Here is a 21,415-nt window from a genome sequence, read left to right on the forward strand (position 1 = left end):
GGCCGGGTGGGCGATACCCCCGACATGTTCGCCGGAGGGGAGGCAACCATGGAGCGCATGGCGCGGCTGGGCACCGGTATCGGATGGCGGCCGGAGATCGCGGACGTCGTGGAGGGGATGCCCGGCATCGACTGGGTCGAGGCCGTGTCCGAGAACCTGTGTCCCGGGCATCTGCCCGACTCGCTGCTGCGACTGCGCGAGCGCGGGGTGACCGTCGTGCCGCACGGGGTCTCGCTCGGGCTCGGCGGCGCGGACCGGCCGGACCCGGGGCGGCTGGCGGCGCTGGCCGAGCGGGCCGAGGTGCTCGGGTCGCCGTTGGTCACCGAGCACATCGCGTTCGTACGGGCGGGCGGGGCGCTGACCGCCACACCGCTCCTCGAGGCGGGGCACCTGCTGCCCGTGCCGCGTACCCGGGACGCCCTCGACGTGCTGTGCGAGAACGTGCGCATCGCCCAGGACGCGCTGCCCGTGCCGCTCGCCGTGGAGAACATCGCCGCGCTCGTGTCCTGGCCGGGCGAGGAACTGACGGAGGGGCAGTTCCTGTACGAGCTGGCCGACCGGACCGGTGTGCGGCTGCTGATCGACGTGGCGAACCTGCACACCAACCACGTCAACCTGGGTGAGGACCCGGCCCGGGCGCTCGGCGAGCTGCCCCTGGAGGCCGTCGCGTACGTCCATGTCGCGGGCGGCTTCGAGCGGGACGGCGTCTGGCACGACAGCCACGCCCACCCCGTACCGCGGCCGGTGCTGGACATCCTGACCGACCTCGCCTCGCGCGTCGCACCGCCGGGCGTCCTGCTGGAGCGGGACGAGAACTTCCCCGAAGGCGACGAGCTGCGGGGCGAGGTGGAGGCGATCCGCGTCGCCGTGGAGAAGGGGCGGGCGGCGGCCACCGGGAGCGGGGCGGCCGCCCGGACCCCGCGCACCCGTACCGACGCGGGCTACGGCGCCGACGACGCCGTACGGCAGCGGCTCGGGCTGGCGCAGGCCGCGCTGCTGTCCGCGCTGGTCGCGGGGACGCCCGTGCCCGAGGGGTTCGACCGGGTGCGGCTGGGCGTGCAGGCGCGGGCGCTCGCCGGGAAGCGGGCCGACGTGGTCGGGAAAGTCGCGCCCGAGCTGCCGGTGATCCTGGGCGCGCGGTACCGGCCGGCCTTCCTCGCGTACGCGCAGGGCTGTCCGATGACCGGCGGCTACCGGCGGGACGCCCTCGACTTCGTCGCGCACGTGCTGCGGACGGCGCCCGGGGACGAGGCCCCGGGTGTGCGGCGGGAGTTGCGGGAGTGGTGGCTGGAGCGGTCGGGACCGGTGCCGCGCTCGGCGCGTCCCGGGGTCCGGCTGGCCCGTGCGACCAGGCGCGTTCTGCTCCGCCGCTGAACCGGGGACAGGGTCGGGGGACATCAACGAACGGAACGTCACATACGCACAACACTGCGTCCCGGAATGTGAAAAGGGCATGGCGCCGGCGAAAGCCCTTGGCATAGAAGTACGGCATGTTCTGGGTCCTTTTCCTCCTGTCGGCCTGGGCCGTCGCCGGTCTCGCCTGCCTGCGGCTGTGCCTGGCGGCCGTGCGCGCGGCGGCCGTCGAACCGCGCGCCGCCGTCCGTGAGCACACGCTGACGCTGTACGAGGCGGCGTTCCTGTCCGGCGGCCCGCGGCGGGTGGCCGACCTGACGCTGGTCTCGATGGCGCGCCAGCGCCGGCTGCTGCTCGCGCACACCGGCTGGGCGACCGTCGTCGACCCGTGCGGCCGGGACGACATGGAGCGGTCGGTCATAGGCGCGATAGGACCCGGGGGACAGTCGCGGATAGCGCCGGTACGGGCCGCCGCGGCCGCCGCCGACGCGGTGCGGAGCCTGGCCGACCGGCTGGTCGGAGCGGGCCTCGCGGTCCCCGACGGCGGCGCCGGTGGCGTCGCGGCCGGGGTGCGGCGGGTGCGGGTCGCCGCGGTGACCGTGTGCGCGCTCGGCCTGGTCGCCCTGGCGCTGCCGCTGCCCGCCACCGAGCCGCGTCTCCTCATCGCCCTCTGGTTCGCGCTGCCGCTCGCCCTGACCCTGGGGTGCCTCGCCATCACCCGCATGGAGATCCACCCGTACGCGCGCTGGGCCTCCCCCGCCGGGCAGCGGCTGGTCGGCGCCCTCGTCCGGCAGGCCGACGGCGCGGCCGACGACCGGACCTTCCTCACCTCGGTCGCCGTGCGCGGCGTCCACGCGATCGGCGAACCGGACCTGCGTGCGGCCTTCGCGCACCGCGAGAAGTACGCCGGGGACCACGGGGAGCGCCGCGCCTGACCGCGCCGGGGGCGCACGGAGGCACTCGGCGGCGACACCCGCGGGCGGTGCTTGCCCCGCCCGGCCGGCGCACCAAACATCCCTTCTGTCACACCGTGCACCGAAGGGATACGCGATGCGAGCTGCCGCCCTCTACTCGGCCGCCGGGTCCTTGCTGCTGACCACCCTCGCCGCCACCCCGGCCCAGTCCGTGCCCCCGGCCGGACCCGGGTCCGCCGAGGCGCGCGGTACCGCCGTGGCCGCCCGGCGCGCGGCGGCGGCCGGGATCGAGTTCGGCAGGTGCCCGAAGGCGGCGGAGCTGCCGCGCGGCATCCGCTGCGGCACCGTGTCCGTGCCGCTGGACTACGCCCGTCCCGACGGGAAGCGGATCAAACTGACCGTCAGCCGGGTGCGGGCCACCCGCAAGGACCCGGACGACGGCAAGCGCGAGGTGCCCGGCCAGGGCGCCCTCCTCTTCAACCCGGGCGGCCCCGGCGCCTCCGGGCTGTACTTCCCGCTGGTGGGCATGGTGCCCGAGTGGAAGCGCATCGCCGCCGCCTACGACCTCGTCGGCTACGCCCCGCGCGGGGTCGCGCCCTCCGCGCCGCTGTCCTGCCAGGACCCCGGGGACTTCTTCAAGGGGCCCCGGCCCGCCCCGACGCGGCCCTCGGACGCGTACAAGGAGCAGCGCGCCGCCGAGGCCGAGGCGTACGCGCGCGACTGCGCCGAACGGGGCGGGGAGGCACTGCGGCACTACCACTCGCTCAACAACGCCCGGGACCTGGAGGTGGTCCGCGCCGCGCTGGGCGAGCGGCGCCTCACCTTCCTGGGCGCGTCGTACGGCACCTACCTCGGCGCGCTGTACGCCGAGCTGTTCCCGTCGCACGTACGGCGGATGGTGTTCGACGCGGTGGTGAACCCGGACCCGGAGCAGGTCTGGTACCGCAACAACCTCGACCAGTCCGAGGCGTTCGAGGACCGCTGGGACGACTTCAAGGAGTGGGTCGCCGAGCACGACGCCGTGTACGGGCTCGGGGACACGGCGAGGAAGGTGCAGGACAGCTACGAGGAGGCGAGCGCGCGGCTGGCGGAGGAGCCCGCGGGCGGGACGGTGGGCCCCGCGCAGTTGCAGGGGGCGTTCCTGAAGGCCGGGTACTACGACGACTACTGGCCGCACCGCGCGGAGGCGCTGTCGGCGTACCTGAAGGGTGATCCGCAGCCGCTGGTCGACCAGGCGGGGACGCGGACCGAGGAGGGCGCGGTCGGGGCGGAGAACTCCAACGCCGTGTACACGGCCGTGGAGTGCAACGACGCGCCCTGGCCGACCGACTTCGAGGTCTGGGACCGGGACAACACGCGGCTGGCCCGCCGGGCGCCGTTCGAGACCTGGGACAACGTCTGGACGAACCTGCCGTGCGCCTACTGGCGGGCGCCCCGGCAGCGGCCCCTCGACGTGCGCACCGCGCCGGGCGAGCTGCCGCCGACGCTGGTCCTGGCCGCGGAACGGGACGCGGCGACTCCCTACGAGGGGGCGCTGGAGCTGCGGCGGCGGCTGGCGGGCTCGGTGCTGGTGACCGAGCGGGACGCGGGGACGCACGGCATCGCGGCCGGTCCCAACGCGTGCGTCAACGGCCACCTGGAGGCGTACCTGCTGGAGGGCCGCCTCCCGGCGCGGGACACGTCGTGCGCCCCGCGCCCGGAACCGAAGCCGAGGGCCTGACGGATCAGGCGGTTTCGACTAGGCCAGCCCGGTGACCAGCTCGCCGATGCCCTTGCGGCGCCCCGTGCTGCATCTCCCGGGGGACAACCCCCGGACCCCCGGCCGACCCGCAGCCACGCCGGCTGATCAGGCCAGCCCGGCGACCAGCTCGCCGATGCCCTTGCGCCGCCCCGTGTAGAACGGGATCTCCTCGCGGACGTGGCGGCGGGCCTCGGAGCCGCGCAGGTGGCGCATGAGGTCGACGATGCGGTGGAGCTCGTCGGCCTCGAAGGCGAGGATCCACTCGTAGTCGCCCAGCGAGAAGGAGGCGACCGTGTTGGCGCGCACGTCCGGGTAGCCGCGGGCCATCTTTCCGTGGTCGGCGAGCATGCGGCGGCGGTCCTCGTCGGGCAGCAGGTACCAGTCGTAGGAGCGCACGAACGGGTAGACGCTGATGTAGTTCCGCGGCGTCTCGTCGGCCAGGAAGGCCGGGATGTGCGAGCGGTTGAACTCGGCGGGGCGGTGCAGCGCCATGTTCGACCAGACCGGCTCCAGCGCACGGCCCAGCCTGGTGCGGCGGAAGAGGTTGTACGCCTCCTGCAGCTGGTCGGCGGTCTCGGCGTGCCACCAGATCATCAGGTCGGCGTCGGCGCGCAGCCCGGACAGGTCGTAGGTGCCGCGGATCGTCACGTCCTTGGCGGCGAGCTGGTCGAACAGCTCCTGGACCTCGTCGGCGTACCCGGCGCGGTCCTCGGGGAGGGTGTCCTTGAGCTTGAAGACGGACCAGAGGGTGTAGCGGATGACCTCGTTGAGGTCCTTGGCCAGCTTGCCCTTGTTGGGGATGCGCTCGGCCGCGGGGGTGGAGGCGTCGTCACTCATGGGCCTATTCTCCCGCTCCGCCGTGCAGGCTCTGCACCGGGTGGGCCGTGAGCTGCTCCACACCTGCGAGGTCGCCCCGGATCTGGTCGACGGCCGCGTACGCGCTCGCGATGCTGGCCGGGATGCCGACGCCGTCGTAGGCCGCGCCGCACACCGCGAGGCCCGGGAGTTTCGCGACGTGCTCGCGGACGCGGGCCACGCGCGCGTGGTGGCCGACGGGGTACTGCGGCAGACCGTCCTGCCAGCGGGTGACGCGGGTGGCGACCGGCGTGGCGGTCAGCCCGGTGGCCTCGGCCAGGTCGTGCCGGGAGACGGCGACGAGGCCCGCGTCGTCGCGGCCGAGGACCTCCGTGTCGCCGTACCGGCCGACCGAGGTGCGCAGGACGACCAGGTCGGGGTCCTCGTCGGCGATCCAGCCCCACTTGCGGGAGGCGAAGGTGGACGCCTTGATGGTGTGCCCGTCGACCGGCGGTACGAGGAAGCCGCTGCCCTCGGGAAGCGCGGCGGCCTCCGAGCGGCGGTAGGCGAGCGTGATCAGCGCCATCGAGGCGTACTCGACGGCGGACAGCTCGGCCGCGGCGGCGGGCGCCTCGGCACGCAGCAGTTCGGCGGCGGGGCGGGCGGGGACGGCGACGACGACCGCGCCGGCGTGCAGCACCCGGTCGCCGGCGACGATCCGCCAGCCGTCGGACGGGGTGCGGCGCAGCTCGGTGACGGGCGCGTCGGTGACGATCTCGCCGCCGCGCGCGCGGACCGACGCGGCGACGGCGGGCGGGAGGGTGCCGATGCCGCCCTCGATGCCCATGAACACCGGGCCGCTCGCCGGGGAGGTGGCGGTGCGGCCCTGGAGGGCGCGGACCGCCTCGGTGAGGGAGGTGTGGGTGCGGGCAGCCTCGAAGAGCTGGGGCACGGCCGAGCGCAGGGAGATGCGGTAGGCGTCGCCCGCGTAGACGCCGCCCAGCAGGGGTTCGACGAGGCGGTCGACGACCTCGCGGCCCAGCCGCGCGGCGACGTACTCCCCCACCGCCACGTCGTCGCCGACCTCGGTGCGGGGCAGTGCGGCGTCGCGCTCGATGCGGGCGAGGCCCTCCTCGGAGAGCACGCCGGACACGGCGGCGGCGGTGCCGGGGACGCCCATGACGTGGCCCTTGGGCATGGGGCGCAGGGCGCCGCGGGTCCACAGGGAGGCCGACGCGGTGGACGGCGGCTGGAGGCGGTCGGCGAGTCCGGCGGCGCGGGCCAGGCCGACGGCCTCCGGACGGCGGGCCAGCATCGACTCGGCGCCGAGGTCGACGCGCACTCCGGCGATCTCGCCGGGCAGCAGCTTGCCGCCGACGCGGCCGGATGCCTCCAGAACGGTCACCCGGGCGCCGCCCTCCAGGAGGCGGTGGGCGGCGGCCAGTCCCGCGATACCGGCTCCTACGACGACTACGTGTCCAGGTTCCTCTTCCGGGGGAGTCTTGCCCGCCGTGGTCTCGCTTGCGCTCATGCCCCCAGCGTCTCAGACCCCGGTTCCCGCGTTTCCGCGCACCCGTCCGTCCCGCGAGTCCGGACCGTGATCTCTTCGGGACCGTTCCGCGCCGTCGTACGAGCCCCCGCGTGCGTCGTAGAGACATCAGTCGCTACGACCCCGGGGGGTACCCACGATGCGGACACGACGAGCAACGACGAGAAGATCCGTGCCACCCGCCCGCGCCGCGGCCGGCCTGCTGCTGGTCACGGCGCTGGCCCTGACCGGTTGCAGCGGGGCGGACGCCGGCTCCGACTCGGGCGGCGGCGCCAAGGCGGCCGCGCCGCAGGACGGGGCGCGGGCGGAGGGCTCGCAGGCCGACGACGGGACCGGCGCGGCCGGTGCGGGCCGGGCCGACGGCGCCGACGCGAGCGCCCCGCCGAAGCTCGCCCCGGCCCACCTCATCCGCACCGTCTCCCTGAGCGTTCAGGTCCGGGACACGTCCGAGGCGCTCGACGCGGCCCGCACCGCGACCGAGAACGCCGGCGGTTACGTGGGTGACGAGTCCACCACCCGGGACGCGGAGGGCCACGAGCGGACCGAGGTGACACTGCGCGTGCCGGTGGAGCGGTACGAGGACGTACTCGACGAGCTGGAGGGCGCCGGGAAGCTGCTCCGGCGCGACGCGAAGGCCGAGGACGTCACCGACCAGGTGGTGGACGTGGACAGCCGCGTCAAGTCGCAGCGCGCCAGTGTGGCCCGGGTCCGCGAGCTGATGGACCGGGCGACGAAGCTGAGCGACGTGGTGTCCCTGGAGGGCGAGCTGAGCACGCGCCAGGCGGAGCTGGAGGCGCTGCTCGCCCGGCAGGCGACCCTGAAGGACCGCACGAGCCTGGCCACCATCACCCTCTCCCTGTCGGAGACCCCGGTGAAGCACGAGGAGAAGAAGGAGGACGACGACCCCGGATTCATGGACGCGCTGGCCGGCGGCTGGGACGCCTTCGTGACGATGCTGCGCTGGGTGGCGGTGGTGCTCGGCGCCGTGCTGCCGTTCGCCGCGGTGGCGGCGCTGCTCGCACTGCTGTGGCTGCGGGTCGTACGCCGCCGGCTGCCGCGCCGTCCGGCGCCGGCGTCCGCGGCGCCGCGTGGGGAGGCGGCCCCCGGCGGGGAGGGCGACGGGCGGGAGTGAAATGCCCCGCCCGCGTAGCGTGTTCGCATGAGCATGAGCGCTGCGGGCGGTACGAGGGAACGGCTGGTCGTCGTCGGAGGCGACGCCGCGGGGATGTCCGCGGCGTCGCAGGCGCGTCGGCTGAAGGGTCCGGACGAGCTGGAGATCGTGGCGTTCGAGCGCGGTCACTTCAGCTCGTTCTCGGCGTGCGGCATCCCGTACTGGGTCGGCGGCGACGTGCCCGAACGGGACCAGCTCGTCGCGCGCACGCCCGAGGAGCACCGCGCCCGGGACATCGACCTCAGGATGCGCACCGAGGTCACGGAGATCGACGTGGCCGGGGGGCGGGTCCGCGCGCGTGACGTGGATTCCGGGGCCGAGTCCTGGACGTCGTACGACAAGCTCGTGATCGGGACCGGGGCGCGGCCGATCCGGCCGGAGCTGCCGGGTGTCGACGCGCCCGGGGTGCACGGGGTGCAGACGCTGGACGACGGGCAGGCGCTGCTCGACACGCTGGCCCGCACGCGTGGCCGTCGCGCGGTGGTCGTCGGCGCCGGGTACATCGGCGTGGAGATGGCCGAGGCGCTGATCAACCGCGGCTACGAGGTGACGGTCGTCAACCGCGGCCGCGAGCCGATGTCGACGCTCGACCCGGACATGGGCCGCATGGTGCACGAGGCGATGGAGGGTCTCGGCATCACGATGGTCGACGGCGCCGAGGTCACCAAGGTGCTGACCGGGGACGACGGCCGGGTCCGGGCGGTGGCGACGGAGGACGCCGAGTTCCCGGCGGACGTGGTGGTGCTCGGCATCGGGGTACGGCCCGAGACGGGGCTCGCCGGGTCCGCGGGGCTGCCGCTCGGCGCGCACGGCGGGCTGCTGACCGATCTGGCGATGCGGGTGCGCGGCCACGAGAACATCTGGGCGGGCGGCGACTGCGTGGAGGTGCTCGACCTGGTCTCCGGCCGGGAGCGGCACATTCCGCTGGGGACCCACGCCAACAAGCACGGGCAGGTCATCGGCACCAACGTGGGCGGCGGCTACGCCACCTTCCCGGGCGTGGTCGGCACGGCGGTCAGCAAGGTCTGCGACCTGGAGATCGCGCGGACCGGCCTCAGGGAGAAGGACGCGCTCCGGGCGGGGCTGCGGTTCGTGACGGCGACCGTCGAGTCCACCAGCCGCGCGGGCTACTACCCGGACGCCTCGCCCATGACCGTGAAGATGCTGGCCGAGCGGCGCACCGGGCGGCTGCTCGGCGTGCAGATCGTCGGCCGTGAGGGCGCGGGCAAGCGGGTCGACATCGCCGCGGTGGCCCTCACGGCCGGGATGACGGTCGAGCAGATGACCGCCCTGGACCTGGGATACGCGCCGCCCTTCTCCCCGGTGTGGGACCCGGTGCTGGTGGCGGCGCGCAAGGCGGCGCGGGCGGTCGAGGAGCAGCGCTGAGGGGCTTGCCCGGTCAGCCCGTCCCGTTGATGCGGTCGATGGCCTGCCGGGCCTGCTCGGCCGGGGGCCGGGACGGCAGGGAGGACACCGAGCCCGGGGTGGTCACCGGCGTCGGGGCACTCGCCACGGCGGGCGGCTGCTCACCGGCCGGCCTGGCGTGCGTCGCGGCCCGGGTGGCGCGCAGCCGGTGGCTCACCGCCTCGTCCAGGGTCACCGGCCGCTGCATCTGCGCGGCCAGCCGTCCCGCTTCCTGACCGAGCCGGGCGACGTCCTCCCAGGGCAGCCGCAGCACGAGGGCGACCTCGGCCTCGCCGTCGGGCAGGGCGTGCATCGCCGGAGCCGGTGTGACCCGTTCGTTCATCGCCTGTTCCTCACGTCGTCCCCGCGCCCCGCCTTCCCCGGACCGCGGGCGGTTGAGAGGGCATACGTACACACGGACGGGGGCGTTCAACGGGACGGACCGGTACACCGCCCGCCGGGCGGGCAGTAGTGTCTCGTGGTCATCCCCGTCCATGACGTGAACCCGACGCGCCGGACCGCGTGGGTGACGTACGCCCTGATCCTCGCGAACGTCCTGGTGTTCCTGTTCACCCCCGGCATGACCGGGTCGGCGACGGGCGACGGCAGCCTCGCGCAGATGTGTGACCTCCAGGCCTTCCTGGACCACTGGGCGGCGGTGCCGCAGGAGCTGCTCCAGCACCGGATGCCCCGCCTGGTGCCCACGGGTGCCGTCGGGGTCGGCCCGCAGGGGCCCGGCTGCGTGGTCGCGCCGCCCGGCTACGACAAGTCGCCGGAGCTGAGCGTCCTGACGGCGATGTTCCTGCACGGCGGCTGGCCGCACCTGCTGGGCAACATGCTCTTCCTGTGGATCTTCGGCAACAACGTCGAGGACCGGATGGGCCACGTCCCCTTCCTGCTGTTCTACGGCGTGTGCGGTTACGCGGCGACCTACGGCTTCGCGCTCCTCAACGCCGACTCGGGCGCCCCGCTGATCGGCGCGTCGGGCGCGATCGCCGGGGTGCTGGGCGCCTACCTGGTGCTGTATCCGAGGGCCCGCGTCTGGGTCCTCGTCCCCTTCCTGATCTTCCTGCCGCTGCGGCTGCCCGCCTGGATCGTCCTGGGCCTGTGGTTCGTCCTCCAGGCGCTCTACTCCGGCGGCCAGGGCGTGTCCGACGCCGGCACCGTCGCCTACGTGGCCCACGTGGTCGGTTTCGCGGTCGGCATGCTCCTCGCCTGGCCGCTCAAACGCGGCACTCCCCCACCACCGGAACCACGCGGCATCCTCTTCGGCCGCCGGGCCCGACCGGACCCGTAGGAGCCGGCCGCGCCGGATCAGGCGCCTGCCGAAACAGAAGTGGATCAGGCGGACCGGGCTTCGGAGGCGGCCTCGTGGTGTATCCGGTCTGACGCGGTGTCGAAGAAGGCTTCCAGGCCTTCGGGTAGCGCGGCCCGCTTGGCCGCGGGCATACCGTCCAGCGCCGCCCGCAGTTCGCGCTGCCTGCGTGCGCGCAGGTCGTCGAGGAAGTCCCGGCCCCGGTCGCTGAGACGCAGGCGCACCTCGCGGCGGTCGGACGGACTCACCACGCGGTCGACGAACCCGATGGCCTGCAGCCGGTCGCACAGCCGGCTGGTGGAGGGCGGCGTGGAAGCGAGGGAGTCGGCAAGGGTGCGCAGGTCGATGCCCTCGTGGTGTTCGAGGATGAGCAGTACGCGCAGTCGGGAGGCCGAGGCGGGAGCCGTCGAGGTGCGGCCCCAGAGCACTCCCAGGAGTTCCGCGGCCGTCGAGGTCACGCGTGCGACCTCGTCGGGCTGGGGGCCGGGGCGGGTCGTACTCCCGCTCGTACTCTCGCAGACACTGGGACGGCCGTCAGCGTACTGGGGGCGCGCTCCGGCCGCAGAGACTCGGTCACCGGACCTTTCCGCCGTGAGCACATGTCCGCACATTCCGGTATGCCACGCACATGATTGGACTTCTCCTCGTGAACACATTCGTGACCGCTGAACGTGCTGTCCGCGGGGCGGCCCCGCACAACAGCGTCGAGGGCCGGGCCTTCAAGCGGAACGACCCGTACGGGTGGGCGCGGACGGACGTTCCGGAGCCGTACGCCCGACCGGCGTACACCGGGCCGCCGTCCGGCCCGAATCCGGCGTGCGCACGTTTCCTCACGGAATGTGCGGACATCAGAAGGGGCACCCGACAACGGGCGAACGATCAGCAACAGGGAGAATCCGATGGATTCGTTTGTTGACGAGATCTGCCGACGCGGCGCGTACGCGACGCACGACGCCGCGGCGCACGCCGCGCGCAGTGTCCTGTCGGCCCTGGGGTCCCATCTCGTGGGGGACGACCGGACCGACCTGGCGTCGCTGCTGCCGCCGCCCACGACGCCGTGGCTGACCGAGGCCGTCCCGGCACACGAGCCGCTGACCCCGGCCGGCTTCCTCGACGCGGTGGCCGTGGGAACGGGCACGTCGGCCGAGGCACGCCGGGCGGTCATGGCCGTCCTGCCGACGGTGGCGGCCACGGCGGAACGACCGCTGCTGCGCCGGATCCTGACCCAGCTGCCGCCGGGATACGCGCCCCTCTTCGGCTGCGAGGACCCCTCCCGTCAGTGACGGTGCGGGAGGCGGACGACCTGGACGAAGAAGTCGTCGATCTGACGGACGGCGGCGATGAACTGGTCCAGGTCGACGGGCTTGGTGACGTAGGCGTTGGCGTGCAGTTTGTAGCTGCGCAGGATGTCCTCCTCCGCGGCGGAGGTGGTCAGGACCACGACGGGGATGTGCGCGAGCTCCTCCTCGTTCTTGATCTTCTCCAGGACCTGGCGCCCGTCGTACTTGGGCAGGTTCAGGTCCAGCAGGATCAGATCCGGCCGGGGCGCCTCGGCGTGGGGGCCGCGGCGGTAGAGGAAGTCGAGGGCTTCCTCACCGTCGCGGACGACGTGGAGCGTGTTGCCGATCTTGTTGTCCTCGAACGCCTCACGGGTCATCAACTCGTCACCGGGGTCGTCCTCGACGAGCAGGACGTCGATGGGCTGCGCGGGATTCCTCACGAGGAGGTTCCTTCCAGAAGGGGGGTGGGTACGGCCTGCTCCGCGACGGGGACGGGCAGGGTGAAGCAGAATCGGGTGCCCTCGGTGTAGCCCGTGTCGATCCAGATCCTGCCGCCGTGGTGCTCGGTGATCTTCTTGCACAGGGCCAGGCCGATACCGGTTCCGCTGTAGGCGTCGCGGCCGTGCAGGCGTTGGAAGATGACGAAGACCTTCTCGGTGAACTCTTCGGGGATGCCGATGCCGTTGTCGCTGACGCTCAGCTGCCAGGCCGGCCCTTCCGTACGGTCGGGGACCTCGTCGCAGGTGATGCGGATCTCGGCGGGCTGATCGGGCCGGCGGAACTTGACGGCGTTGCCGATGAGGTTCTGCCACAGCATCACGATCAGGGTGGGGTCGCCGGTGATCTCGGGCAGCTTGTCCGGGCGCTCGATGCGGGCCCCGGCGTCCTCGATGGCGGTGGCGAGGTTGGCCAGCGCCTTGTCCAGGGCCGTGTCGAGGGGCACGGACACGTGGGCGTCGTTGAGTCGTCCGACCCGGGAGAAGGTGAGCAGGTCGTTGATGAGGACCTGCATGCGCTTGGCGCCGTCGACCGCGAAGTCGATGTACTGCACACCGCGCTCGTCCAGCTTGTCGCCGTAGCGCTTCTCCAGCAACTGGCAGAAGGACGCCACCTTGCGCAGCGGTTCCTGGAGGTCGTGGGAGGCGACGTAGGCGAACTGTTCCAGTTCGGCGTTGGACCGGCGCAGTTCCTCGGCGTGGGCGTCCAGGTCGGCGGCCTGTTCGACCAGCCGCTGCCGCGCCTCCTGCGAGGCGCCGAGTTCGTCGACCACGCGTCGGCGCATGTCCTCGACGGCCTCGGCGACCGAGCGCACGTCGGACGGGCCGTGCGCCGCGATGCGCTCGTCGAAGTCGCCGTCCGCGACCTGGCGGGAGGCCGAGCGCAGCCGGGACAGAGGACGCGCCACCAGGACGCGTATCAGAGCGGCCATGAGCGCGCCGCCGAGCAGGAAGGCGGCCACCAGTGCCGACAGCACCCAGTTGCGCTGGGTGCGCGCCCTGACCAGTTCGGCGTGACCGGCGTCCCGGGCCTGTGCGAGGTGCTGGTTCTGCGTCTCGAACAGGGCCCGGATGTGGTCGAAGGCCTCCTTGCCGCGTTCGGCGGCCCGGCTGTCGGCACGGCGCGGATCGCCCGGCCTCACACTGGCCACCAGCGGATCGGCGTAGTCGCGACGCCAGGAGGCCGCGGCTCGCCGAACGGCCTGCGCGTCGTCGAGCAGTTCCTCGCGGCCCGCGAGCAGGCGACCCAGTCGCGCGGCCGAGTCCGCCTCGTCCTCCTTGCCCTCGGTGTAGGGAGCGAGGAACCGGCGGTCGGCGGTGATGGCGTAGCCGCGCGCGCCGGTCTCCTGGTTCACCAACGCCGTCTGCAGCCGGTACGCCTCGGCGCGGGCGGGCTGTATCTGGTCGGTCATCTGGTCCGTGACCTGTGCGGTGCGGTCGAGCAGGTGCGCGCCCACCGCGGTGCCGGCCACCACCATGACGGCCATGAAGGCGAGGACCAGGAGGAACCAGCCCTGCACGGTGAGGGCGTGCCCGCGCCCCCGCGGGGTCGTCGGTCGGACGGGTGCTGTGGTCATCGGTCCTCGGTCGTTTCTCGTTCTCGGGTCAGGTGCACCACGGCGACGTCGTCGAGCAGGCCCCCGTCCTCTTCCGCCAGTGCCTCGGCCCCCCCGATGAGCGCGTCGACGAACGCCTCCGGGCGCAGCGTCCCCGCGTCCCGGGCCAGCCGCAGCAGGCCCTCCTCGCCCAGCCGTTCATTGCCCTCACCGATACGGCCCTCGAACAGGCCGTCGGTGAACAGCACCAGGCCCGCCCCGGCCGGAAGCCGCAGCTCGTGGACCGGCCAGGCGAACTCGCCGGGCGGCAGAATTCCCAGGGCCGGCCCGCCGGGTACTTCCACCCGTTCCACCCGGGAGCCGGATCGCAGCAGCAGCCCGGGGTGTCCCGCACGGGTCACGCCTGCCGTCTCCCCGTCCGGAGACAGGGACACCACGGTCAAGGTGGCGAAGACCTCCGTACCGGAGCGCTCGGCGCTCAGGATCTCCTCCAGCATGCGCAGTTGCCGCGCCGTGTCGGCACCACTGAGGACCAGGGTGCGCCAGGCGATCCGCAGGGCCACCCCCAGGGCCGCCTCGTCCGGGCCATGCCCCGAGACATCACCGATCAGCGCCTGCACCGTGCCGTCCGCCGACTGCACCACGTCGTAGAAGTCACCGCCCAGGAGCGCGTGCGCGCGCCCCGGACGGTAACGCGCCACCACCTCCACGCGGCAGTCGGACCGCAGGAGCGGTGTCGGCAGCAGGCCCCGTTCCAGCCGGGAGTTCTCCTGCGCCCGCATCTGGCTCGCCTGCAGGGCCGCCGCGGCCTGCTCGGCCTGCTTGCGCTGAATCGCGTAGCGCACCGCCCGGCCGAACAGCTCGGGCTCGACGCGGCCCTTGACGAGGTAGTCCTGGGCACCGGCCGCCACCGCCGCCAGCCCGGTCTGCTCCTCCGCCAGGCCCGTCAGCACCACGACCGCGACCCCGTCGGCCGCCCGCAGCACCCGCTCCAGTGCCGCGAGCCCCTGCGCGTCGGGCAGATGAAGATCGAGCAGGACACAGTCCGGCCGCCCGTTCGCCAGCTCCACCTGGGCCTCACCGAGCGAACGCGCCCAGGTCAGCCGCATGCCCGGCGCACTGTCCGCGACCAGTTCCTCGACCAGCATCGCGTCGGCGGCGTCGTCCTCGATGAGCAGCACCGCCGGCTCCTGCCACGCCCACACCGCACCGTCGCCCGCCGGCTCACTCGTCGGCGGTGCCCACTGTGGCGGAACGACGGCAGCCCCAGGCCCTTCCGACAGCATCGGCCCCATCCCTCCCCGGTCCATCCCTCTGCCACGACGTACTGATTGTCATACGACAACCAACGAAGGATAGACCAAGGGCGGCGTGCCTCTTATGCCTGGTCGAGCATGCCGCTGCGGAGGCGGGTCAGCAGGCGGGAGATGAGCCGGGAGACGTGCATCTGGGAGACGCCGAGGCGCTCGCCGATGTCCTTCTGGGTCAGTTCCTCGACGAACCGCCAGTGGATGATCTGCCGGTCGCGCTCGTCCAGCTCGGCGATCATCGGGGCCAGGGCGTGGAAGTCCTCCACGAGCGCCAGGGCGGCGTCGTCGGCACCGATGAAGTCCGCGAGCGCCGACTCGCCGTCCTCACTGCCGCCGACGGTCGCCTCCAGGGAGGAGGAGTTGTAGCCGTTGGCCGCCAGGCGGGCCTCGACGACCTCGTCCTCCGGCAGGCTCATCAGCTCCGACAGCTCCCGGGTGGTGGGGTTGCGGCCCAGCCGGCTGCGCAGCTCCTCGGTGGCCCGGGCCAGCTGGACGCGGGCCTCCTGGAGACGCCGGGGCACGTGCACCGCCCACGAGGTGTCCCGGAAGAACCGCTTGATCTCGCCCGAGATGTAGGGCACGGCGAAGGAGGTGAACTCGACCTCGCGGGTCAGTTCGAACCGGTCGATGGCCTTGATCAGACCGATCATGCCGACCTGGACGATGTCCTCCATCTCCTCCGGCCCGCGGCTGCGGAACCGGCCGGCCGCGAAGCGGACCAGGGACATGTTCATCTCGATCAGCGTGTTGCGCGCGTACTGGTACTCGGGCGTGCCCTCCTCCAGGACCGCCAGCTGCTCGAAGAACAGCTTCGACAACTCCCGTGCGTCCCTGGGCGCCACCTTGGACGGGTCCGCGATCTCCGGAATCCCCGTCGCGGTGTCCGCCGTCGTCTGCGCGGTCGTGGTCGTCATGATTGTGCCCTCCCAGTCGTCAACGCCCGTCGGGCGCCGATGGCTACGAGAGCCGCTTACCCTGCATGGCGACATCCATTCCTGTGCACTCAGGCCGGGCTCGCCTCGCTCCGCGTGACGGGGGCCGGGGTCCAGCGGATGCGGGTGCTGCACAGCGCGACGGCGCCCGCCGACGCGGCCACGGCGCCCATGCCCCACGCCAGGTTGCTCGCACCGGCGATGAAGCCGATGAGCGGCGGGCCGGCCAGCAGCCCCGTGGTGCCCATGGCGGCGACCAGCGTCAGCGCGTCCGAGCCCTGCCGGGCGGCGGCGGCGTAGACGCAGGGGGTCACGGCCGCGATGCCCAGGCCCATGCAGGCGAACCCGGCCAGCGCCGGTGCGACGCCGCCGCTCACCAGGGCGACGGCGAGACCGGTACCGGCCACGGCGCTGCCCAGCAGGACGACCCGACCGTCGCCCCAGCGGCCGCGCCAGCCGTCGGCGAAGAGGCGGGCGACGACCATCATCCCGGACACCACGGCGATGCCGAGCGGGGCGAGTTCCGCCGACGCCTCGGCGATGTCCTTCAGGTACAGGGCGGACCAGTCGTTCATGGCGCCCTCGGCGACCGTGCCGAAGACCATGGCGCAGCACATCCACAGGGTCAGGCGCGAGGGGACGGTCCAGCGACGGCGGGCCGGTTCCGGGTCGGCGGAGGCCGGTGCGTCGGCGGGGGCTGCCGCGTCGGCCGGGGCGTCCTCGTCGAGCAGACCGGTGCGTGCCGTGGCGCCCAGTGCGGCGAGGAGGACGACGGCGACCCCGAAGTGTGCCGCGACCGATCCGGTGGCGGCGGTCATGCCGGAGGCAAGCAGGGCCGCCAGGAGTGAGCCGGCGCTGAAGACGGCGTGCAGCTTCGCCATGGTGTTGCGTTCGTGCCGTGCCTCCAGGGCCGCGCCCTGCGCGTTCATGGCCACGTTCAGGCAGCCCACGAGGACGCCGTCGGCGCACATCACCAGCAGGGCCACCGGGTAGTTCGGCGCCGCCGCCAGGGCGAGCAGCAGCAGCGCCAGGCCCAGCTGGGACAGCAGGGCGAGGCGTCGCGAGCCCATCCGGCGCATCAGCCACGCCACCGCGGGGAAGGACACCGCGGCGCCGACCCCCGCGGCCATCAGGAGCACCCCCACCTCGGCCGCGCTCAGGTCGAGGTCGGCCTTGACGGCGGGGATCCGCGCGGCCCAGGTGGCGTACTGGAAGCCGAGGGACAGGAACAGCGCGGCGATCGCCAACTGGCCGCGCCGGAAGGGGTCGTGGAGACGGGACACGCGCCATCAGCTCACTTCGCGCAGGGTGGGGGCGGGCGGGGAGAGGGACGGGCGGGCCCGGGTCTGCCGGGCGGCCGCGACCGGCCTGGACATGTAGACGGCGCCGTCGCCGTACGCGCCGACGGGCACCACCCCCGGCTCGGCCACGAAGCCGCGCGCCGACCAGAACCCCTCGGTGCCGCCCACGGCGACCAGGGAGATCCGCGCGTCCCCGCGCGCCCGTGCGGTGGCGGTGAGGTGGTGCAGGAGGTGCCGCGCGAGGCCCCTGCGGCGCAGGGCGGGCGCGACGACGATGTCGTGCAGGTGGAGGTTCCCGGTCTCGAACGCGCCCCGGGCCGCCTCCGTCCGCGTCAGGTCCGGGTAGTGGTGCGGCGGGTAGGGCAGCGCGAGCAGGTAACCGGCCGTACGGGTGCCGACGTCCACGACGAAGCAGGTGTCCGGCGACGCCGCCGCCCGGGACTCCAGCGCGGCCCGGCCCTCCGACAGGCCGAGGCCGGTGTAGGCGTCCCGCTCCAGCGCCACCACCGCGGCCCAGTCCCCGTCGGCGAGGGTGCGTATGCGCACGGTCTCAGTCATCGGCGCCGCTCCCCTCCGGGCCGCCCGCGAAGGCGTACGGGAGCGGGGCGAAGCCGTTGAAGCCCTGGGTGGTGTAGCTGGTCGCGTAGGCGCCGCAGGACAGCACCCAGACCGGGTCGCCCGAGGCCAGCGCGGCCGGCACCGGGACCAGCCCCTCCTCGTGGGAGTAGGCGTCGTCGCTGTCGCAGGTGGGACCGGCGACCACGGCCGGGACGTACGGGCCGTCGGGGTGGCCCGGGAAGACCAGCCGGTACTGCAGGGCGTCCATCTCGTAGAGGCCGTTGAACTTGCCGCAGCTCAGGTACAGCCAGTGCCGCCGTTCACCGTCGGCGGCCCGGCGTTCGGTGAGGCGGGCGACGTGGGCGCGGATCGCGCCGTGGTCGGCGACGAGGTGCCGTCCCGGCTCGATGACGAAGTCCAGGGGACCGCCGTGGATCCGGCGCAGCTCGTCCATGCCCTCCCTGATCACCGCGAAGATCTTGTCCAGGGGCGGGTCGAGGGGGGTGCCGCGCCGGTCGCGGTAGCCGAGCGCGGGCAGGCCGCCGCCGAGGTTGACGTGGTCGACGCGGATGCCGTGCCGGCCGAGTGCGCGCAGCACCTCGCCCAGATCCTCCACGGCGCCGTGCCACGCCTCGCCCGTCATCTGCTGGGAGCCGACGTGCACGGACAGGCCCGCCGGTACCAGTCCGGCGTCCCGGGCCGCCGCCAGCACGCGGACGGCGTCGCCGGGCGGGCAGCCGAACTTGTTGCTCAGCCCCCACACCGCGCCCGCCCCGCCGGTCGCCACCCGGCAGAACACGCGGGCGCCGGGTGCGTGGGCGGCGAGGGCGGCCACGTCCTGGAGGCTGTCGGTGGCGAAGGTGCGCACGCCGAGCCGGTACGCCTCGGCGATGTTCCGGTCGGACTTCACGGTGTTGCCGTAGTGCACGCTGCCGACCGGCACTCCGGCCCGCAACGCCTGCTCGACCTCGCCGGGGCTCGCCGCGTCGGCACCGGCGCCCCGGCGCGCCAGGGCGGCGAGGACCTCGTCGACCGGGCAGGCCTTCATGGCGAACCGCACCTGTGCGCCGGGCAGTTCGCGGCGCAGTGCGTCGTGGCGCCCCTCGATGCCGGCCAGGTCGTACACGAGCCGGTCCTCGGTGGCGGCACGGAGGGCGGCGGCCAGGGGTTCGCCGAGGTCCGCGGCCGTCACCGCGCTCACCGCGGCTGTCCCGCGGCCGGGGAGACGGGGGTGGCCCGGGCCGCGGCCACCATCGGCTCCCACGCCTCCGTGAGCAGTGCGAAGTCCGCCATGTCGCCGCGTGCCTCGTCGAGGAGGCGGGCGCGGCGGCCGGCCAGCAGGCCGGCGAAGTCGGCGTACCGGCCGCCTAGCCCCCGGTAGGCGGTGTCGAGGGCGTCGAGCCGGCGGACGTTCTCCGCGGTGTCGAGGCCGGTGCTCTCGCGGGCCAGGGCGGCGACGGCGGCGGGGCGGACCCGGCCCCGCTCGTCCAGCAGTGCGTCGCCCGCTTCGGCCATGCGGTCGTAGACGTGGTGGAAGTAGAGCATCGACAGCAGGAACTTGGCGAAGCGCGTCTGGTAGGCGAGGAAGCCGGGGCCGGTCCGGCGTTCGCCGGTGTAGTAGTTGACGATGTTGCGGTTGTGCAGCACGCCCGGCAGCCGGGCGTCGTGCACGAGGTGGATGAGGAAGTAGTCGCTGCCGATGGTGTCCCGGGCGGGCGGCAGCGGCACGCGTTCGCTGACCGTCGGGCCGTGGAAGGCGATGTTGCACATGTCCACGCGCATGGGGTCGACCACCGTCAGCAGCGAGTGGTCCGCCGTGAAGGGTTCGGTGCCCGCGCCGGTGAAGGACTCCTCGGCCAGCGCGCGTTTCTGCTCGGCGGACCAGCCCTGCGGTGCCCACAGGGAGACGACGTCGCGGTAGACAGCGGGGTCGGCGTCCCGTATCTGCGCGATGTCGACGGAGAGTTCGCCCACGAAGGAGCTGCCCACCATGGCGACCCGCCGCTCCATCAGGCGGTCCGGCAGCGCCGACTCGGTGACGCCCGCCACCGCGTCGGTGGCGCGTTCGCCCAGCGACAGCAGTTCGTGGTGGACGGGGAAGACCGTACGGCCGTTCACGCGCTGGTAGCGGCTGTCGGAGTCCCGGCGGTGGACGGACTCGCAGCCGAGCGCGGCCGCGATCAGGAAGGCGCGGTTGGTGCAGGCGCCGTAGGACAGTCCGTCGGGGAGCATCAGGTCGAGGAGCAGGTCGGGCTTGGCGCTGCCGGAACGTGCCGTGACCCGGGTCAGGAAGTCGCGCTGGGCGGCCTCGTCGAGGTGGTGGGCCGTGATCCGGGGGTGCGCCGGCAGTCGCCGCAACGCGGCGGCGTGGGCGGCGCGGTCGGCGGGCGGGCAGGAGTCGAGGACCAGGAGGTGGACATCGATGTCGAAGTGGTCGGCGGCGTAGGCGGCTTCCTCGCCGAGGGCCGCGACGGTGTCCGGGCAGTGCCGGTTGGTGGGGAGGGTCAGGCAGATGCTGCGCATGCGCCGTCCCCGGTGGCCTGGTGCTCGTCACTGCCGTCGGTACCGGTGCCGGGGTGCCAGGACTTCAGGCCCAGCAGCCTGGCGCCGAGTTCGGTCAGTTCGGCGGGACCGTAGCGCTCGGACTCGTGCCGGTGGGCGTCGCCGAGCAGGGTGGCGTTCCAGTCGGGGGTGGCGAGGGTGCGCCAGGAGTCGATCCGGGAGTCGCGCAGGGTGCGGTGGGTCTCCAGCGCGGGCATCATCGACAGGTACTGCACCGCGCGCACGCCCTCGCCGGAGACGTTGGGGGCGACGCCGTGGGCCAGCAGGCCGTTCCAGATGAGGAGGTCGCCGGCCTCCAGGTCGGGCCGTACGACCGGCATGTCCTCGCGGTCGATCGCGGGCCGGATGGGGTCGCGGTCGTCCGGCTGGAGTGCCTTCCAGCGGTCGAAGCGGCGGAACAGCTCGGGGCAGCACTGGAAGCCGCCGTGGTCGGGCTTGGTGTCGTTGAGGGCGATGATGCCCTGGACGCGCTGCGGCAGGACGCCGAGGGAGGTGTCCACGTCCCAGTGCAGCTCGATGTCGAAGCCGCGGTCCGGCTTGTCGATCAGGGCGCGGTCGCGGTTGCCGACGTTGGGCGGGTTGAGGTTGAGCCGGTCCAGGGTGACCCACAGCTCCTCGCAGTCCCACACGTCGACGAAGGCGTCGTAGACGCGCTGCGTCTGGCGGCTGTCCCAGATGAGCTGGTGGTGGTAGGCCTCGACGAAGCCGTAGATGTGCAGCTCCCGGTCCAGGTCGGAGCGGTACTCGCGGTCCTGGTACCAGGTGTCGGGGCGTTCGGGGTCGAGCCCCTGGAACTCCCAGGCGAAGTCGAGCAGTCGGCGCGCGGAGTCGGCGGGTATCGCCTCCTTCACGACGACGTAGCCGTACGTCTGCCAGTGGGCGAAGTCCTCCTCGGACAGCACCCGCAGCGGACGTGTCTTGTCGAGGTCGCGCAGCTGGGTGCGGGCCAGGTAGGTGTCGGCGTCCGCGCTGAAGTAGGGCAGGTCCGACGGGGCTCGGTGGAGGTAGGAATCGGGCGTCGCCATGTGGTGCTCCAGATCCTCGTCGTCGCCCCGTGCGGGCGACGGCGGTGTGGACGACGGTGGTCGGGCCGTCGCACATGAGGTCGGGTGGTGGCAGCGGGGCCCGCTCGCGGCACGGGGCGGGAGCGGGGCGAGGTCCGGGGTGGTCGTCACGG

General features: G+C 73.5%; 20 protein-coding genes. 7 read left to right on the plus strand and 13 right to left on the minus strand.

The window, feature by feature from the left end; genetic code table 11:
- Window positions 1-57: 57 nt before the first annotated feature.
- The 3 genes from ACZ56V_RS22060 (at window position 58) to ACZ56V_RS22070 (ending at window position 3,987) form a co-directional block, all read left to right on the plus strand.
- Entirely contained in the window at window positions 58-1,374 is a 1,317-nt protein-coding gene (locus ACZ56V_RS22060) for an MbnB/TglH/ChrH family RiPP precursor modification enzyme (RefSeq protein ID WP_468944679.1), read from the plus strand.
- Between the two features lie 116 nt (window positions 1,375-1,490).
- Window positions 1,491-2,288: a TIGR04222 domain-containing membrane protein gene (locus tag ACZ56V_RS22065; RefSeq protein ID WP_398913670.1), complete on the plus strand. Its 798-nt coding sequence runs from the start codon at window positions 1,491-1,493 to the stop codon at window positions 2,286-2,288.
- A gap of 115 nt (window positions 2,289-2,403) precedes the next feature.
- Complete coding sequence (locus tag ACZ56V_RS22070) at window positions 2,404-3,987, plus strand: alpha/beta hydrolase (RefSeq protein WP_468944515.1); 1,584 nt, start codon at window positions 2,404-2,406, stop codon at window positions 3,985-3,987.
- Between the two features lie 126 nt (window positions 3,988-4,113).
- Here the strand turns inward: ACZ56V_RS22070 and hemQ are convergent, their stop codons facing one another.
- Together hemQ and hemG are read right to left on the minus strand one after the other, a co-directional pair.
- A complete protein-coding gene (gene hemQ, locus ACZ56V_RS22075) occupies window positions 4,114-4,845 on the minus strand; it encodes a hydrogen peroxide-dependent heme synthase (RefSeq protein ID WP_398913673.1) in 732 nt (243 codons plus the stop codon).
- Between the two features lie 4 nt (window positions 4,846-4,849).
- Window positions 4,850-6,334, minus strand: coding sequence for a protoporphyrinogen oxidase (hemG, locus tag ACZ56V_RS22080; RefSeq protein WP_468944518.1), 1,485 nt, complete (start codon window positions 6,332-6,334; stop codon window positions 4,850-4,852).
- Window positions 6,335-6,491: 157 nt separating this feature from the next.
- Here hemG and ACZ56V_RS22085 point away from each other — a divergent pair, with 157 nt between their 5' ends.
- Both ACZ56V_RS22085 and ACZ56V_RS22090 read left to right on the plus strand, forming a co-directional pair.
- Window positions 6,492-7,484, plus strand: coding sequence for a DUF4349 domain-containing protein (locus tag ACZ56V_RS22085; RefSeq protein ID WP_468944521.1), 993 nt, complete (start codon window positions 6,492-6,494; stop codon window positions 7,482-7,484).
- 27 nt (window positions 7,485-7,511) lie between these two features.
- On the plus strand, window positions 7,512-8,909 hold the full coding sequence (locus tag ACZ56V_RS22090) for an FAD-dependent oxidoreductase (RefSeq protein ID WP_468944523.1): 1,398 nt from the start codon (window positions 7,512-7,514) through the stop codon (window positions 8,907-8,909).
- Window positions 8,910-8,922: 13 nt separating this feature from the next.
- On the opposite strand, the gene ACZ56V_RS22095 is transcribed toward ACZ56V_RS22090, so the two are convergent.
- On the minus strand, window positions 8,923-9,270 hold the full coding sequence (locus tag ACZ56V_RS22095) for a hypothetical protein (protein WP_398913681.1): 348 nt from the start codon (window positions 9,268-9,270) through the stop codon (window positions 8,923-8,925).
- Window positions 9,271-9,405: 135 nt separating this feature from the next.
- Between ACZ56V_RS22095 and ACZ56V_RS22100 the strand changes: the two genes are divergently transcribed.
- The gene (locus tag ACZ56V_RS22100) at window positions 9,406-10,224 is read left to right on the plus strand and encodes a rhomboid family intramembrane serine protease (RefSeq protein ID WP_398913683.1); all 819 of its coding nucleotides are present in this window, start codon (window positions 9,406-9,408) and stop codon (window positions 10,222-10,224) included.
- Between the two features lie 44 nt (window positions 10,225-10,268).
- On the opposite strand, the gene ACZ56V_RS22105 is transcribed toward ACZ56V_RS22100, so the two are convergent.
- Complete coding sequence (locus tag ACZ56V_RS22105) at window positions 10,269-10,700, minus strand: MarR family transcriptional regulator (protein WP_468944526.1); 432 nt, start codon at window positions 10,698-10,700, stop codon at window positions 10,269-10,271.
- A gap of 441 nt (window positions 10,701-11,141) precedes the next feature.
- Here ACZ56V_RS22105 and ACZ56V_RS22110 point away from each other — a divergent pair, with 441 nt between their 5' ends.
- On the plus strand, window positions 11,142-11,525 hold the full coding sequence (locus ACZ56V_RS22110; protein ID WP_356372624.1) for a DUF2267 domain-containing protein: 384 nt from the start codon (window positions 11,142-11,144) through the stop codon (window positions 11,523-11,525).
- On the opposite strand, the gene ACZ56V_RS22115 is transcribed toward ACZ56V_RS22110, so the two are convergent.
- The 9 genes from ACZ56V_RS22115 to ACZ56V_RS22155 all read right to left on the minus strand — a co-directional run bounded on the left by ACZ56V_RS22115 (window position 11,519) and on the right by ACZ56V_RS22155 (window position 21,263).
- Window positions 11,519-11,962: a response regulator gene (locus ACZ56V_RS22115; RefSeq protein ID WP_356372622.1), complete on the minus strand. Its 444-nt coding sequence runs from the start codon at window positions 11,960-11,962 to the stop codon at window positions 11,519-11,521. The genes ACZ56V_RS22110 and ACZ56V_RS22115 overlap by 7 nt on opposite strands.
- Window positions 11,959-13,596: a sensor histidine kinase gene (locus ACZ56V_RS22120; RefSeq protein ID WP_467380808.1), complete on the minus strand. Its 1,638-nt coding sequence runs from the start codon at window positions 13,594-13,596 to the stop codon at window positions 11,959-11,961. The genes ACZ56V_RS22115 and ACZ56V_RS22120 overlap by 4 nt, the downstream gene beginning before the upstream one ends.
- Window positions 13,593-14,861, minus strand: coding sequence for a PP2C family protein-serine/threonine phosphatase (locus ACZ56V_RS22125; protein WP_398913691.1), 1,269 nt, complete (start codon window positions 14,859-14,861; stop codon window positions 13,593-13,595). Before ACZ56V_RS22125 ends, ACZ56V_RS22120 begins: the two co-directional genes overlap by 4 nt.
- Window positions 14,862-14,953: 92 nt before the next feature.
- On the minus strand, window positions 14,954-15,799 hold the full coding sequence (locus tag ACZ56V_RS22130; protein WP_467380805.1) for an RNA polymerase sigma factor SigF: 846 nt from the start codon (window positions 15,797-15,799) through the stop codon (window positions 14,954-14,956).
- 89 nt (window positions 15,800-15,888) lie between these two features.
- The gene (locus tag ACZ56V_RS22135; protein ID WP_467380803.1) at window positions 15,889-17,100 is read right to left on the minus strand and encodes an MFS transporter; all 1,212 of its coding nucleotides are present in this window, start codon (window positions 17,098-17,100) and stop codon (window positions 15,889-15,891) included.
- Between the two features lie 6 nt (window positions 17,101-17,106).
- A complete protein-coding gene (locus ACZ56V_RS22140) occupies window positions 17,107-17,676 on the minus strand; it encodes a GNAT family N-acetyltransferase (protein WP_468944533.1) in 570 nt (189 codons plus the stop codon).
- Window positions 17,669-18,877: a type III PLP-dependent enzyme domain-containing protein gene (locus ACZ56V_RS22145; protein WP_468944535.1), complete on the minus strand. Its 1,209-nt coding sequence runs from the start codon at window positions 18,875-18,877 to the stop codon at window positions 17,669-17,671. Before ACZ56V_RS22145 ends, ACZ56V_RS22140 begins: the two co-directional genes overlap by 8 nt.
- Entirely contained in the window at window positions 18,874-20,199 is a 1,326-nt protein-coding gene (locus ACZ56V_RS22150) for a DUF6271 family protein (RefSeq protein ID WP_468944538.1), read from the minus strand. Before ACZ56V_RS22150 ends, ACZ56V_RS22145 begins: the two co-directional genes overlap by 4 nt.
- Complete coding sequence (locus tag ACZ56V_RS22155) at window positions 20,181-21,263, minus strand: phytanoyl-CoA dioxygenase family protein (RefSeq protein ID WP_398913702.1); 1,083 nt, start codon at window positions 21,261-21,263, stop codon at window positions 20,181-20,183. Before ACZ56V_RS22155 ends, ACZ56V_RS22150 begins: the two co-directional genes overlap by 19 nt.
- Between the last annotated feature and the right edge of the window lie 152 nt (window positions 21,264-21,415).

The organism is Streptomyces sp. NPDC034099, from assembly GCF_055575415.1.

Excerpts from the sequence above, each read along its gene's own strand:
- ACZ56V_RS22125 (WP_398913691.1), bottom strand. The coding sequence starts at position 14,861 with ATGCTGTCGGAAGGGCCTGGGGCTGCCGTCGTTCCGCCACAGTGGGCA.
- ACZ56V_RS22110 (WP_356372624.1), top strand. The coding sequence starts at position 11,142 with ATGGATTCGTTTGTTGACGAGATCTGCCGACGCGGCGCGTACGCGACG.
- ACZ56V_RS22150 (WP_468944538.1), bottom strand. The coding sequence starts at position 20,199 with ATGCGCAGCATCTGCCTGACCCTCCCCACCAACCGGCACTGCCCGGAC.
- ACZ56V_RS22065 (WP_398913670.1), top strand. The coding sequence starts at position 1,491 with ATGTTCTGGGTCCTTTTCCTCCTGTCGGCCTGGGCCGTCGCCGGTCTC.
- ACZ56V_RS22120 (WP_467380808.1), bottom strand. The coding sequence starts at position 13,596 with ATGACCACAGCACCCGTCCGACCGACGACCCCGCGGGGGCGCGGGCAC.
- ACZ56V_RS22140 (WP_468944533.1), bottom strand. The coding sequence starts at position 17,676 with ATGACTGAGACCGTGCGCATACGCACCCTCGCCGACGGGGACTGGGCC.
- ACZ56V_RS22095 (WP_398913681.1), bottom strand. The coding sequence starts at position 9,270 with ATGAACGAACGGGTCACACCGGCTCCGGCGATGCACGCCCTGCCCGAC.
- ACZ56V_RS22060 (WP_468944679.1), top strand. The coding sequence starts at position 58 with ATGGCGCGGCTGGGCACCGGTATCGGATGGCGGCCGGAGATCGCGGAC.
- ACZ56V_RS22070 (WP_468944515.1), top strand. The coding sequence starts at position 2,404 with ATGCGAGCTGCCGCCCTCTACTCGGCCGCCGGGTCCTTGCTGCTGACC.
- ACZ56V_RS22130 (WP_467380805.1), bottom strand. The coding sequence starts at position 15,799 with ATGACGACCACGACCGCGCAGACGACGGCGGACACCGCGACGGGGATT.
- ACZ56V_RS22155 (WP_398913702.1), bottom strand. The coding sequence starts at position 21,263 with ATGGCGACGCCCGATTCCTACCTCCACCGAGCCCCGTCGGACCTGCCC.
- ACZ56V_RS22090 (WP_468944523.1), top strand. The coding sequence starts at position 7,512 with ATGAGCATGAGCGCTGCGGGCGGTACGAGGGAACGGCTGGTCGTCGTC.
- hemG (WP_468944518.1), bottom strand. The coding sequence starts at position 6,334 with ATGAGCGCAAGCGAGACCACGGCGGGCAAGACTCCCCCGGAAGAGGAA.
- ACZ56V_RS22085 (WP_468944521.1), top strand. The coding sequence starts at position 6,492 with ATGCGGACACGACGAGCAACGACGAGAAGATCCGTGCCACCCGCCCGC.
- hemQ (WP_398913673.1), bottom strand. The coding sequence starts at position 4,845 with ATGAGTGACGACGCCTCCACCCCCGCGGCCGAGCGCATCCCCAACAAG.